This is a genomic window from Nitratireductor aquibiodomus NL21 = JCM 21793, assembly GCF_000615975.1.
In the GTDB taxonomy this organism is placed as follows: domain Bacteria; phylum Pseudomonadota; class Alphaproteobacteria; order Rhizobiales; family Rhizobiaceae; genus Nitratireductor; species Nitratireductor aquibiodomus.
The window spans coordinates 1-12,463 of record NZ_BAMP01000031.1 but is presented as its reverse complement, the minus strand read 5'-3'; the positions used below and the strand labels follow the sequence as shown (position 1 = coordinate 12,463).

Annotated in this window: 12 protein-coding genes; 1 reads left to right on the top strand and 11 read right to left on the bottom strand. The window is 61.8% G+C overall.

Annotated elements, in window-relative coordinates; genetic code table 11:
• Positions 1–9 precede the first annotated feature (9 nt).
• The 3 genes from JCM21793_RS10655 to JCM21793_RS10645 all read right to left on the bottom strand — a co-directional run bounded on the left by JCM21793_RS10655 (position 10) and on the right by JCM21793_RS10645 (position 3,434).
• Positions 10–288: an acyl carrier protein gene (locus JCM21793_RS10655; protein WP_007008922.1), complete on the bottom strand. Its 279-nt coding sequence runs from the start codon at positions 286–288 to the stop codon at positions 10–12.
• Positions 289–305: 17 nt separating this feature from the next.
• Positions 306–2,252 (bottom strand): asparagine synthase (glutamine-hydrolyzing), encoded by a 1,947-nt coding sequence (gene asnB, locus JCM21793_RS10650; RefSeq protein WP_025030339.1) that lies wholly within the window; start codon positions 2,250–2,252, stop codon positions 306–308.
• Between the two features lie 72 nt (positions 2,253–2,324).
• Positions 2,325–3,434 carry a hypothetical protein gene (locus tag JCM21793_RS10645; RefSeq protein ID WP_025030338.1) on the bottom strand — a complete coding sequence of 370 codons (1,110 nt, stop codon included), beginning with the start codon at positions 3,432–3,434 and terminating at the stop codon, positions 2,325–2,327.
• A gap of 262 nt (positions 3,435–3,696) precedes the next feature.
• Between JCM21793_RS10645 and JCM21793_RS10640 the strand changes: the two genes are divergently transcribed.
• Positions 3,697–4,590 carry a LysR family transcriptional regulator gene (locus JCM21793_RS10640; RefSeq protein WP_007008919.1) on the top strand — a complete coding sequence of 298 codons (894 nt, stop codon included), beginning with the start codon at positions 3,697–3,699 and terminating at the stop codon, positions 4,588–4,590.
• A gap of 15 nt (positions 4,591–4,605) precedes the next feature.
• On the opposite strand, the gene JCM21793_RS25320 is transcribed toward JCM21793_RS10640, so the two are convergent.
• From JCM21793_RS25320 to JCM21793_RS25315, 8 genes are all read right to left on the bottom strand, one after another.
• Entirely contained in the window at positions 4,606–5,598 is a 993-nt protein-coding gene (locus JCM21793_RS25320; protein WP_202901420.1) for an N-acyl-D-amino-acid deacylase family protein, read from the bottom strand.
• Positions 5,595–6,053 carry an amidohydrolase family protein gene (locus JCM21793_RS30940; protein ID WP_202901419.1) on the bottom strand — a complete coding sequence of 153 codons (459 nt, stop codon included), beginning with the start codon at positions 6,051–6,053 and terminating at the stop codon, positions 5,595–5,597. Before JCM21793_RS30940 ends, JCM21793_RS25320 begins: the two co-directional genes overlap by 4 nt.
• A 27-nt stretch (positions 6,054–6,080) precedes the next feature.
• Complete coding sequence (locus JCM21793_RS10630; RefSeq protein ID WP_081784690.1) at positions 6,081–7,481, bottom strand: amidase; 1,401 nt, start codon at positions 7,479–7,481, stop codon at positions 6,081–6,083.
• Positions 7,482–7,549: 68 nt separating this feature from the next.
• Positions 7,550–8,776 (bottom strand): amino acid ABC transporter substrate-binding protein, encoded by a 1,227-nt coding sequence (locus JCM21793_RS10625; RefSeq protein WP_155983418.1) that lies wholly within the window; start codon positions 8,774–8,776, stop codon positions 7,550–7,552.
• A 38-nt stretch (positions 8,777–8,814) separates the two neighbouring features.
• Entirely contained in the window at positions 8,815–9,558 is a 744-nt protein-coding gene (locus JCM21793_RS10620; protein WP_025030335.1) for an ABC transporter ATP-binding protein, read from the bottom strand.
• A 2-nt stretch (positions 9,559–9,560) separates the two neighbouring features.
• On the bottom strand, positions 9,561–10,268 hold the full coding sequence (locus tag JCM21793_RS10615; protein WP_025030334.1) for an ABC transporter ATP-binding protein: 708 nt from the start codon (positions 10,266–10,268) through the stop codon (positions 9,561–9,563).
• A 4-nt stretch (positions 10,269–10,272) separates the two neighbouring features.
• Positions 10,273–11,154 carry a branched-chain amino acid ABC transporter permease gene (locus JCM21793_RS10610; protein WP_007008912.1) on the bottom strand — a complete coding sequence of 294 codons (882 nt, stop codon included), beginning with the start codon at positions 11,152–11,154 and terminating at the stop codon, positions 10,273–10,275.
• On the bottom strand, positions 11,151–12,137 hold the full coding sequence (locus tag JCM21793_RS25315) for a branched-chain amino acid ABC transporter permease (RefSeq protein WP_244439723.1): 987 nt from the start codon (positions 12,135–12,137) through the stop codon (positions 11,151–11,153). The genes JCM21793_RS10610 and JCM21793_RS25315 overlap by 4 nt, the downstream gene beginning before the upstream one ends.
• Between the last annotated feature and the right edge of the window lie 326 nt (positions 12,138–12,463).

Here is a 12,463-nt window from a genome sequence, read left to right as displayed (position 1 = left end):
GCGTCGCTCCTATGCGCCGGCTGGCGCGGTCTCCCTGGCCTTCTTCTTGCCTGCGACAAAGGCGCTTAAGCGGGCAATCGTGTCGAAGTTTTCCGGCACGATCTCCGGGTCGGCGACATCGATGGCGAAGTGCTCCTCGAGAAACGAGACCATCTCCAGAATGCCGGTGGAATCGACAATGTCGTTCTCGATCAGAGATGCATCGTCTTCCGGTGCGTCCGCCTCATCGCCGAACAGGAAGTTCTCGATAATGAAGGCGCGGATATCGGCATTGATGGACTGGGGCATGGTGCTTCCTTTCACGGTCAGGCACGAACCGCCAGAGGTTGATCCGTTATCCGAACCGGCCTGGCGAACTGCTGGGACCAAAGCTGTGTCGACAGAATGCCGACGAATGCTGCGTTGTCTCGAAAACCGGTGAAACTATTTAGCCGGCTTTTTTTATACAATCTGGCTGTTTTTTCAACGTGGAAGTTTCCGTTTTCTTCCAGCGCCGATTTCTCGAATGCTTCTTCCACATAGGCCTGCGCGTGATCGGTGAAGGCGCTTGCCTCTGGCGCGCGATAGGGCTGTTTGGGCCGGTCGGCGATCTGTGGCGGCACGACATCGCGCATCGTTTCGCGCAGAAGATGCTTCTCCCGGAGCCCTTTGAGCTTGATGCTTGCCGGTGTCTGCGCGGCATGCATGACCAGCCGGTGGTCGAGGAAGGGAAAGCGTGTTTCGATCCCGTGCGCCATCGCCATGCGGTCGCCCTGGCTTGAGAGAATGTAGCCGGGCAGGAGAAAGCGGGTCTCCAGATACTGCGCCTGATGCAGGGGATGCCATTCGCTGAAGGCGTCGGGAAGTGTGGTGGCGAGTTCGTCTGCCGCATCATAATCGCCGAGCGTTGCCTTGAGCGCATCGGAGAAGAAGAGCTTTGCGCCGGCGGTGCTGCGCATACGCGGACGATGCGAGAACAGCGGATCGTACAGATCGTCGCTGGCAACGCCGAAATAGGCGGCGAGATAATCCGGTGTCTGGCGCTTCAGATTGGAGAGATAGGGATAGATGCGGCGGAACAGGTGCGGACGCAATTGCGAACCCGGCTGGCGCGCGCAGAAGCGCCGGATGCGCGCCTCCTTGAAAATGTCGTAACCGGCAAAGACCTCGTCTGCCCCTTCGCCGGAAAGAACCGCCTTGATGCCTTTCGAGCGCACCAGACCGGACAGCCGGTAGAGCGGCGCGGGACCGGTGCGCAGGATCGGCTGCTCCATGTGGCGGATGACCTCCGGAAACACGGTGGCGATCTCGTCCATGTCGCAGTCGACCGTGTGGTGTTCCGTGCCGAGCGCACGCACCATCTCGTTCTGAAACGCGCTTTCGTCGAAGGCTGGATCGGAGAATGTGACGGCGAAACTGGTCAGGCCAGCGGGCGCCATGCGCTTGGCGAGTGCTGCGATGATGGAGGAATCGAGCCCGCCTGACAGGTAGGTTCCCACCTCCACATCGGCGCGCAGGCGAATGCGCGTTGCGTCTTCCAGAAGCGCCCGCGTCTCCTCCGCCATCTGTGCCTCGGAACAATCGTGCCGGACGTTTGAGAAATCCAGATCCCAGTAGCGCTGCGTGCGGGCTGCGCCGTTCTCGACGATCATCCAGTGCGCCGGCGGCAGTTCGCTGACGCCTTCAAAAGCCGTGCGCGGTGGAATGGGAGCCCAGAGCGTAAAGATCTGGTCGAGCGCGAAGGGATCGAGCCGCGCCTCCATGCCGGGAATGGGCAGGAGCGCCTTGATCTCGGACCCGAAATGGAACCGGCCCTGACGCCATGTGTGGTAAAGCGGGCGCACGCCCATGCGGTCGCGGGCGAGGAAAAGGCGCTTGCGGCGCGCATCGTGGATCGCGAAGGCGAAGTCGCCATTGAGCTGCGCAACGCAGTCCGGCCCAAGCTCGTCATAGAGGTGCAGAATGACTTCGGTGTCGCTTGATGTGCGAAAGCGATGACCGCGGCTTTCAAGCTCTTGCCTCAGTTCGACGTGGTTGAAGATCTCGCCATTATAGGTGATGTGGAGCTGCCCGTCGGCGCTCGTCATAGGCTGCTGGCCGTCCGCCAGATCGACAATGGAAAGACGGCGATGGGCAAGGCCCACATCGTCTGTCACGTGGATGCCGGCATCGTCCGGGCCGCGATGGGCGATTGTGGCGGACATGGCCGCAAGAAGCCTTTCAGCTTCCTGCGGGTGAAGACCCGCTCCGCAATAACCCGCTATTCCGCACATTTACAAATCACCCCTGAAGGCCATTCGGCCCTGTCTCGCTCTGGCTGTGCGTCCGCTTTTTCTGGAATTGCTCTAGTCGAAACGGTCGCCGAGAAGCCGCGTCCAGGATTCTCCCGCAAAACCGTTGAAAAAAGCCTGTCCCGTGATGAACGGTTCGAGCAGCGTCTTGTCTTTCGCATGAACAATGCTGGACGACGCATGGACGAAAGCGAAGCGGCGACCGAGCATAGCGTTGATGAGGGGCGGCTGTCCGCGCCCGCGCAGAGCCACCAGCCCGCGTTCGGTCGCGTCCGCCAGCATCGCGTCGATGACCGCGCCTTCCTGACCGGGCAGAGACAGGATCTGGATCACGCGCCCGATGCCGCCCGTATTGCCGTAGTAAAGGAAGAGGCCGACCGGCTTGCCGCTGCGCGAGAGCACTTTGCGGCGCACCATCGCGCCGTAATCCGCCTTGCGCTGCGATTCATCCACCATGCGTTGAAGCTCGCTCTCCGTCCATTGAGGATGCAGGGCGAAGGCGGAGACGAATTGCTGGAACAGCGACACCGTTTCAGCCGCGTCGGCGTCCTCGGTGGTGAGTGTCTTGCCCGCAAATTCCGCATCCGACACATGGGTCCACTGGGGTGGAGCGCCTCTGCGCCGCAAAAGGGCATCGAAGGGCCGTGCGAGCGGTTTTGCGAAGGCGGCAGGCGCGAACGCAGATGCGGCCATGGCGGCGATGAAGCCGGCCGGGCGCAGGATGCGCAGCCATTCGAGACTGTAGTCGGGCAGGATCGTGCCGCGCAGCTTGCGCCACATGGTTGTGGAAACATCGTTGGCTGTTTCGGTCAACGAGAGATCCTGCGGGCCGGACTGGAAGGCGCGTAGAAGACGCGCGCCGGCATAGGGGTCCTGTTCGTGACCGTCGACCATGAAGCTGCCGCCGATGGCGCTCTTCAGGGTCTTGCCCTGATAGACGAAGGGCATGGGAAGCACACCCATGAAACCGTTGACCGTGCCGTCTTCACGAAGATGCACAAGTGAATGGATGTCGTCGTCGCGGTAGGGTGGATCGAGAAAAAGCGTCTCTAGATATTCGCGCGCGCCAAGCGGCGCAGGGCCGCGTCCCTTGCGCAATATGCGCTGGAACATCTCCGCAATGGCGGAAATGTCATCCCGCTCCAATGGACGGATTTCACTCACGGACAATTACGCGCCCCGGTTGAATACGAATACTCTCGGGGCCAATGTGTGGCCTAAAGTTGTTTATGAATTCTTTTGCGTCGGAAAGTTTTTGTGCATGGCATTCCGGTGAGCGTGTATGATTGCTGGCAAGCGCAGCCACAAGACTGCGGATGGGAACACGCAGAAGCAAAATCGGGCGAGGGCAGAACCTGCTGATGTGGCTGCAATGGTCGGCCTGATTTGCACAGGCTACTTTGTCGAAAGCCCTTGAAAGACGTTAATGAATCTTCGGCACATAGAGGTTTTTCACGCGATCCGTCTGGCCGGGTCAATCAATGCTGCGGCTGAAAGACTGAATGTCTCGCAGCCGGCGCTCAGCCGGACGCTTAAGCACGCGGAATCGCTTCTCGGCTTCAAGCTGTTCGATCGCGTGAAGCAGCGCCTCGTTCCGACGCGCGAGGCGGAGCTTCTGTTTGCCGAAGCGGTGGATGTGCATGGCGCGCTGGAGCGTTTCCGCACGCTCGCCCGCAATCTCGGACGCAATCCCGACGATGTGCTGCGGGTGGGCTTTCTGCCGAGCCTCGGCGTGGGGCTTGCGCCGAAAGTTGTGTCGAACCTGCCCAAGCACTGGGAAGGTTTTAAGGTCGAGCTGTTCACCCATCATTACGACGTGCTTTTGAAGCGCGTTCACGCGCTTGATCTCGATCTGGCCGTGGCGTTCAATCTTGTAGAGACGCCGGGGATCAACTCCACCACGGTGGGCACGATGAGCCTGACCTATCTGGAGACGGACGATCCAGCAAAACCGTTCAACCCCTCGCCTGTGCATCTACGCGAGATCGACATGCAGTCCTTTGTCGGGCTTGAGAAGGAATCGCCCGTAGGCGTGTTCCTGAAGGCGGCATTTGACGAGCAGGGGCTGCCCTATGAGCCACGGATTTCGGTGCACACCTATTCGGTGGCGGCGGCCTGTGTCAGCCAGGGCGTGGGCTGCGCCATCGTGGACGAGTTTTCCGCACGGTTCACGCGCGGTGTGCGACTGCGCCCGCTGGTGCCCGACCTGAAATTCTCGATCACGGCGCTGACGTCGGAGAACCGTGCGATCTCAAACGCCGAGGAAATGTTCATCAGGATTCTGAAATCGGCCTGCCAGGAACTGCACCGCGAAGCGTGACGCGTCTCCTGCCGGTCAGGCCTCGCCACGGGCCACGAACCGGCCGCCACGCGCGCCGGTGACCGCGCCATTGGCCAGCACTGCGACGCCATTGACGAAGACATGCTCAATGCCGGCCGAAGGGCGGTCTGGCGTGTCGTAATCGGCTAGATCCAGAACCGTTTCGGCATCAAAGGCCACGAGGTCAGCGTGGAAGCCTTCCTGCAGCCTGCCGCGCCGGGCGAAGCCGAAGATCTGGGCAGGCAGGGAGGTCATCTTGCGGATGGCTTCTTCCAGCGGCAGGACGCCATCTTCGCGTACATAGCGGCCAAGCACGCGGGGGAAGGTGCCCCAGAGGCGTGGATGGGCCTGCGGGCCGGGGATGCCGTCTGAGCCGATCATGGTGCGCGGATGCTGCATGATGCGGTTGATGTCTTCCGGCGACATCTGGAAATAGATGCCGCGCGCGGGCGAAAGCCTGCGGGCCGCTTCTTCCTGATCACAGCCCATTTTCTCCGCGACTTTGGAAAGCTCCAGCCCGTTGAACGCGGGATGGGCGGCGGAATCGATGACCAGAATGCGCTCCGCATGACGGGTCAGCTCCGGCAGGAGCACGGTCGAGCTTGCCTCATAGGGATAGACATCCATGGCGATGTCCTGATGGCGAAGCGCGCTGTCGATCATTGACAGTGTTTTCGCCGAGCGCCCGTAATTGTGGCGGCCGATGCATTTGTGATGCGAGATCACCACCGGGACGCCGGCGCGCCGACCGATGGCGATGCTCTCGCCGACGGATTCTTCCACCCGGTCGCGTTCATCGCGCATATGGGTGACGTAGAGCGCGCCGGGGAAGGCGGCGAGTGTCTGTGAAAGCGCCACCACCTCGTCGGTGGGCGCGTGGCGGGCGACCGGATAGGCAAGGCCGGTGCTGAGGCCCAGAACGCCTGCCTGCAGCGCTTCTTCGAGCAGGACGCGCATGGCCGCGATCTGGCCTTCCGAGGCGGGTGCATCCGTGTCTTCGAGCGTCATGGCGCGCAGCGTACCATGCCGGCAAGCGCGGCCACATTCACGGCGACGCTGGCTGCATCCACCGCCTTGCGGTAGGCGGCAAAGGAACCGAAGCGATAGTCTTCCGCTGTGCCGAGAAGGCCGAGCGGGGGCACCAGTTCGGCGGGCTTTTCGTATGGTGCGAGGCTGATGCCGCAATTGCCGACGATCACGCTGGTTACGCCCTGCGTGATCTTGGGCTCCATCGCGCTGTCGTTCAGGACAGCGAGATCGTCATGGGTGTGAACGTCGATGAAGCCGGGCGCGAGGCTGAGACCGTCGAGGTCGATCGTCTCTTTTGCCTGCCAGCCGGAAACATCACCGACCGCGGCGATGCGGCCATTGCAGAGTGCCACGCCGCCGCGGATCGGTTGCCCCCCCAGGCCATCGAACAGCAAAGCGTTTGTCAAAAGCGTGTCGCAGGTGGATTGCGTCATCGGAAACTCCTTGCTGTCCGTATTGATTCAGGCTGCCGTGAGGTGCGGTTGCCGGTCCGTCGTCGAGATGCACTGCTCAAGCGCTGCGCCGAGCGCAAGCAACGGCTCCTCGGCGAAGGCTGCGCCCATGAGCTGCACGGAGAGTGGCAGGCCCGTTTCGGTGAAGCCGGCCGGCAGCGCCAGGCCGCAGGCGCCGACATAGTTTGCCGGGCGGCCATAGGCGGCCATCGGAACCGCACTCTCGTCCACCTCCGACACGGGGATGGCGGGGAAGGGCACCGTCGGCGTGAGCAGCGCGTCGAACGGCTTCATGAAATCGGCATAGACCGCCCTCATGCGCCTGTGGTCGGCGAGCGTCTCGATATAGTCGTTGGCGCTGATATTGGCCCCGGCGAGCACGCGCTGGCGCACATAGGGGCCGATGGGCACGCTCTTGTCGTGGATGTAATCGCGATGAACCGCATAGGCTTCGGCGGCGATGATGCGGCCGTTGCTCTCCGTCAGCTCGTTGAAGGCGAAGGGCAGGTCGGCAGGAACCAGCGTCACGCCGAGGCTGATGAGCGCTTCCTTTGCCTGATCGTAGGCGGCCTGGCTTTCGGCATCTAGCGGGATCGGGAAATCCTCTTCGCGCATGACCGCGACCCGCATGCCCTGCGTGCGCATGCCCTGCCATGCGTCGGGCTTCAGCGCCGGTGCAAGACGGGTGGCCGGATCGCTGGCGTCAGGCCCGGAAAGCGCGTCGAGCAGAAGGGCCGCGTCGGCGACGGTGCGCGTCATCGGGCCGATGGAATCGAGTGTGCTGGAAAGCGGGAAACAGCCTTTCAGGCTGATCCGTCCATAGGTGGGTTTCAGGCCCACAATGCCGTTGAGTGCGGCGGGAATGCGCACGGAACCGCCCGTGTCGCTGCCGATGGCCGCCGGCGCAAGGCCGGCGGCAACGGCCACGCCCGAGCCACTGGAGGAGCCTCCGGGAATGCGGTGTGTCTGCATGTCCCAGGGATTGCGCGGTGTTCCGCATATCGGATTCGTGCCCCAGCCTCCGAATGCGAATTCGACCATTGCTGCGCGGCCGATTGGAATCATGCCGGCGGCAAGCAGTTTGCGCATGACGGTGGCGTCGCTGGTTGAGCGCCGGTCTTTCCAGGCGGCGCTGCCCACCGTACAGGTTTCGTCCTGCCAGTCGACCAGGTCCTTCACGGCAATTGGCAGGCCGTGAAGCGGGCCGTAGACCACGCCAGACGCGCGCAGCTTGTCGAGCCCCTCCGCCATGGACATTGCCCGCTCGGCATCGACATGAACGAAGGCGCCGAGGGCCTTGTCATGCCTGGCGATGCGCTCCAGGAAATGTCGGGTGATGGTGCTGGACGTGAGCGAGCCTTCGCTCAGCGCTTTCGAGAGGTCCGCGAGGGACGCGAATGACGGATCCATGATATTCTTTTCTTGAGAAAATGCGCCCGACCCCGAGGGAGACGTTTCGGAAGCCGGGCGCAAGGTCGCTAGTCTCGTTGATCCCAACCGGGGATCGGGTACACAGGCTCGGCAACGGCGACTTCTTTAGGCCACACGGTCACAAGCCCCTTGCCCGGCTGCAACTGCACGACCGGGAAAGGCATTTTCAGCTGCTTGCCGGTTTCGTCGATCGCATAGGGACCGGCAAGAACCGTCAGATTGTCACTGAGTTCCATGGCCGCCTTCTTGAGGTCGGCGGCATCGAGGCTTTCTGCGCTCTCGATGATCTCTCCGGCGATCACACCGGCGCCATAGGCGAGAACGGTCTGGAAGTCCGGCTCATACGAAACGTCCGGGAAGAGCTTTTCATAGGCAGCCAGGAAGCCCTCACGGTCGAGGCCGGCATTGACCTCCCAGTTGATGGTCGGGTGGAAATTGGTGTGGCTGTAGATGTACTGCGCATCGTCGCCGATCTCGATGAACTGCGGCGTCGAGGCGTAGACCATGAACGAGAACGGAAAGTTCACGTTCATCTGGCGCATCTGCCGCACCATGGAGATCAGGTCGCCTTCATAGCTTGTGGGGAAGAACACGTCGGCACCAGCCGCGCGTGCCTTCTGCAGGAGCAGGCTGAAATCCTTCGTGCCCTTCGGATAGTCTTCCTTCAGGACCACTTCCATCCCGTGCTGTTTGGCGATGGCTTCGGCACCGTCGGCAAGGCCGGCCGGGAAGGGCTCGTCCACATTGACGATGGCAACCTTCTTGCCACCCAGCGCTGCGGCGGCTTCAAGGCCGGCGGATGGCATGCGTGAGACTGGCATCTGGGTGGCCGAGACGATGTTCTTGAAGCCCTGATTGTAGAGCGCATCGGAGGCGGCAGACCAGATAACCATGAACTTGTCGAGACGCTCTGTCACAGTCGCTGCGGCTGCCGTCAGGGTCGAGCCGAACGGGGCCATCAGGACGTCGACATTCTCATTGGCGATCAGGTCTTCATAGACGCGCGCCACCATCTGCTTGTCGGAGCGGTCGTCGCGCTTGACGAGCTCGACGAGGCGCTTCTCGCCATTCACTTCCAGGCCGCCATTGGCGTTGACTTCATCAACCCAGATTTCCACGCCGCGCACACCCGACTGCGAGGCGAGCGCGAAGTTGCCGGACGACGAAACCGTCATGCCGATCCGGATCTTTTCCTGCGCCTGGCCGGCGACCGGCAGCGCAAAGCAGGCAAGCAGCGTGCCTGCCATGAAGCTTCGTTTGGTCATATTCCACATGGGCATTCCCCTTTTGTTGATCTTGGATAAACGACGCCTCACACGTCGATCTTGTAGTTCATCCACTCGGCGACCATCTCCTTGAGCTGGCCATCGGTGGCGAAGTCCTCCCTGGTGCCTTCCGCCTTGTTGCGGCCAAGCTCCAGAATGTAGAGGCGGTCCGAAATCGTGGCGCACTGGCGCACGTTCTGGTCCACCAGAATGATGGTGGCGCCCTGGTCTGCGAGATCGCGGGTGAGCGCGTAGATGTCCTTGGAAATCTTCGGCGCGATCATGGCCGTGGGCTCATCGAGCAGGATCACCTTCGGCTCGGTGACGAGCGCGCGCGCGATTTCCAGAAAGCGCTGCTGGCCACCGCTCATGGAGCCGGCGAGCGTCGAGCGCTTCTCCTTGAGGATCGGGAACCGCTCGAAAATGCCGTCGATGGCGCGTTCGATGCGGGCCTTGTCCTTGCGGAAGGGCCAGCAGCCCAGAAGCAGGTTGTCGTAGACCGACAGGCCGGCAAAGGCGCTGCGGTTCTGCGGCACGAAGGACACGCCTTCGAGCGCGCGCTGGAACGCCTTGAGATTGGTGATGTCGCGGCCGCCCATGGTGATGGCGCCGGTCTTGGTGGACAGGAGGCCGAAGATGGTCTTCAGAACGGTTGACTTGCCCGCGCCGTTCGGACCGATGATGCCGGTGACCTCGCCGGGCTTTGCCCGCAGCGCCACTTCCTTGAGAACCGTGATGTCTCCGTTATAGGCGACGGAGATGTTCTCCATGCTCAGTTCAACGCCATGCATGGTCAGGCTCCCAGATAGGCTTCGATGACGTCCGGATTCTTCTGGATCGCTTCGGCGTCGCCCTCTGCAAGGACACGGCCTTCATGCATGACCAGAATGTTGTCGGACAGTTCGTAGACGGAGGTGAGGTCGTGGCTGACGAGAAGCACCGAGCAGCCCAGCTCCTTCGGCATTTCGCGGATGATGTTGATGAGCAGCAGTGCGAGGCTCGGATTGACGCCGGCGAACGGCTCGTCGAGCAGCACCAGCTTCGGATTGGCCACCATGATGCGGGCGAGTTCCAGAAGCTTCTGCTGGCCGCCCGAAAGCTCTTCCGCATAGTTGTGGCGCAGACGGTAAAGCTCCACCTTTTTGAGCCAGTAGGCGCTGATCTTGGCAATCTCGGCATTGCTCAGCCCCTTGTTGAGGAGCGCGACCGAGAGATTTTCCAGGAGCGACATCTGCGGGAAGATGCGCGGCACCTGGAAGGTGCGTCCCACGCCTTCGGAGAACACCGCATGCGGGACCTTGCCGATGAGACTAACGCCGTCGAGCGTGATTTCACCGGCGGTCGCGTCATAAAGACCGTTGATGCAGTTCAGCATCGTCGTCTTGCCGGAGCCGTTCATGCCCAGAACGCCGAGGATCGACCGGTCGGGGAGGGTGAGGCTGATGCCGTCGAGTGCTGTGACGCCACCGAATTTCTTTACGAGGTTTTCGACTTTCAGCATGACGTCACCGCGAGTTCTGCACGCCGAACAGGCCGGCGGGGCGAATGAGAATGACGGCGATCAGGAGCACGAAGCCGAGGAGCATCGCCACGGTTCCGCTGAAGAACACCATGGCGGTCTGCTCAGCGAGGCCGAACAGGATGCCGCCGGCGACTGCGCCGATCGGATGGCCGAGGCCGCCCAGAACGATCACGATGAAGCCGATCAGGGTGTAGTCCTGGCCGATGAAGGGGGAGAAGGAGGGGAAGATCATCGACACGAGGATGCCGGTGATGCCCGCCAGGCCAAGGCCGAGACCGAAGGTCAGGGCCGAAAGGTGGTTCAGATCCACGCCGACGATCTGGATCGCGTCACGGTTCATGATGATGGCGCGCAGCGCCTTGCCCGGCAGCGTGCGGTAGAGGAAGAACGCCAGCGCACCGGTGACCACGACCGCAACCGCAAGGCCAAGCAGCTTGGTGGTCGGCAGGATGATGTTGCCGAACATCAGGAAGGGCGGGTCGAGCGTGAAGTTGAGCGAGCGTGCATCCGCTTCGAAGGCGAGCAGCATGAGTGCGCCCAGCACGAGCGACAGGCCGAACATGACCAGAAGCGAGGCGTGCTCGGGATCGTTGGAGCGCGCAAGACGCTTCACCAGCACGAAATAGAGGCCGTAGCCCATCATGCCAAAGACGACAAAGATCAGCGGCATTGCGAGCAGCGGGGACAGGCCGAGCCAGGCCTGGGCGAAATAGGCGCCATAGGCACCCAGCACGATGAATTCGCCATGGGCGAAATTGACGACGCGCAGGACGCCGAAGATCACGTTGAGGCTGACGCCGATCAGCGCATAGATCAGCCCGACGACGATGCCGTTGACGAGGCCTTGAAGCAGAAGTTCGTTCATCTTTGTTTCAATCCTGTACGTCTTACGGAATGAAGCGCCGGAGGCGCGAGAAGCGCTGGGCGAAGGCCCCGACGATGCCACGCGGCAGGAGCAGCATCAGTGCGATGATGACCACGCCGAGAATGAGCAGGTTGAGGGTCGGGAAATGCCGCCAGATCAGCTGGTCGATGCCGTAGAGCGTGGACGCGCCGATGATCGGGCCAACCAGGAAGCCGAGGCCGCCGGCCATGGCGTAGACGATGCTCTTTGCCGTCACCAGCAGGTTGAAGGAGGAATCGAGGTCGATAGCATTCGTGTACCAGGCCTCGACGCCGCCCACGAGGCAGGAACATGGTGGCCATGATCCAGGCTTTCAGCCGGGTTGCCACCACATTCACGCCGACCACTTCGGCTGCTTCGCTGTCATCGCGGATGGCGCGCAGCGCCGTGCCGAGGCGCGACATGGTAAGCCAGGTGCCGGCTGCCAGAGCGCCCATCAGCACCACGAACATGGCGTAATAGGCCGCCACGGGATCGTTTGCAGCCGAAAGGATAAGGCCGAGGCTGCCGCCGGTGATGTCGCTCGGCATGAGCGAGATCACGAGCTTCATGGCCATGGCGAGCGCGAGGCTGACAATGCCGAAATAAACGCCCTTGAGCCGCAGTGTGGGCGCGACCAGAAGGCCGATGGTGACACCGGCCAGCGCCGCACCGGCAAGCGCCACGGGAATGGGCAGGCCGAAGGTCTTGTACAGAACGCCGGTGGCGTAAGCGCCGATGCCGTAGAACGCCACATAACCAAAAGGCATATATCCGGCCAGGCCAGCGACGAAATTGAACGACGTCGCCATGGTGATCCACAGCATCATGTAGAAGAGGAAGGAGAGATTGCTGGCAAACAATGGAGCCGGCAAAAAGACGGCGACAATGGCCGCGACCACGATGCCCCATATCAAGAATTTGATATGGCTTGATTTTTCAGTATTTTCCTGGGGCGCGGACATCGGCACACCTGTACCCTCCCGCGTCTCCTGAATTTGATCTGTCACTGTTGGACCTCAATAGGGAACGCTTTCCGCGACCCTATAGCGCAGGAAGTGCGCTGTCCTATCGCAATTTCAGACTCAATTATAACTTAAAAACATAAGCCTGTTTTGCTGAGCGAAAACAGCCCGCAACCGGAAGGGTTGCGGGCTGTTCCATGGTTACGAAAGCGCGGGTTTGCGGGGTGAGTTAGCCTCCGCGCCGCGCGGCAATCTGCCGGCGCACAAGCAGTGCGATGATGGCGAGTGCGATGGTGCCGACAATGAACAGGAAGGCTGCGGCGGCG

Bases quoted from the DNA above. Each gene is read 5' to 3' on its own strand.
- JCM21793_RS10655 (WP_007008922.1), bottom strand. From the start codon at position 288: ATGCCCCAGTCCATCAATGCCGATATCCGCGCCTTCATTATCGAGAAC.
- asnB (WP_025030339.1), bottom strand. From the start codon at position 2,252: ATGTGCGGAATAGCGGGTTATTGCGGAGCGGGTCTTCACCCGCAGGAA.
- JCM21793_RS10640 (WP_007008919.1), top strand. From the start codon at position 3,697: ATGAATCTTCGGCACATAGAGGTTTTTCACGCGATCCGTCTGGCCGGG.
- JCM21793_RS25320 (WP_202901420.1), bottom strand. From the start codon at position 5,598: ATGACGCTCGAAGACACGGATGCACCCGCCTCGGAAGGCCAGATCGCG.
- JCM21793_RS30940 (WP_202901419.1), bottom strand. From the start codon at position 6,053: ATGACGCAATCCACCTGCGACACGCTTTTGACAAACGCTTTGCTGTTC.
- JCM21793_RS10630 (WP_081784690.1), bottom strand. From the start codon at position 7,481: ATGGATCCGTCATTCGCGTCCCTCGCGGACCTCTCGAAAGCGCTGAGC.
- JCM21793_RS10625 (WP_155983418.1), bottom strand. From the start codon at position 8,776: ATGTGGAATATGACCAAACGAAGCTTCATGGCAGGCACGCTGCTTGCC.
- JCM21793_RS10620 (WP_025030335.1), bottom strand. From the start codon at position 9,558: ATGCATGGCGTTGAACTGAGCATGGAGAACATCTCCGTCGCCTATAAC.
- JCM21793_RS10615 (WP_025030334.1), bottom strand. From the start codon at position 10,268: ATGCTGAAAGTCGAAAACCTCGTAAAGAAATTCGGTGGCGTCACAGCA.
- JCM21793_RS10610 (WP_007008912.1), bottom strand. From the start codon at position 11,154: ATGAACGAACTTCTGCTTCAAGGCCTCGTCAACGGCATCGTCGTCGGG.
- JCM21793_RS25315 (WP_244439723.1), bottom strand. From the start codon at position 12,137: ATGTCCGCGCCCCAGGAAAATACTGAAAAATCAAGCCATATCAAATTC.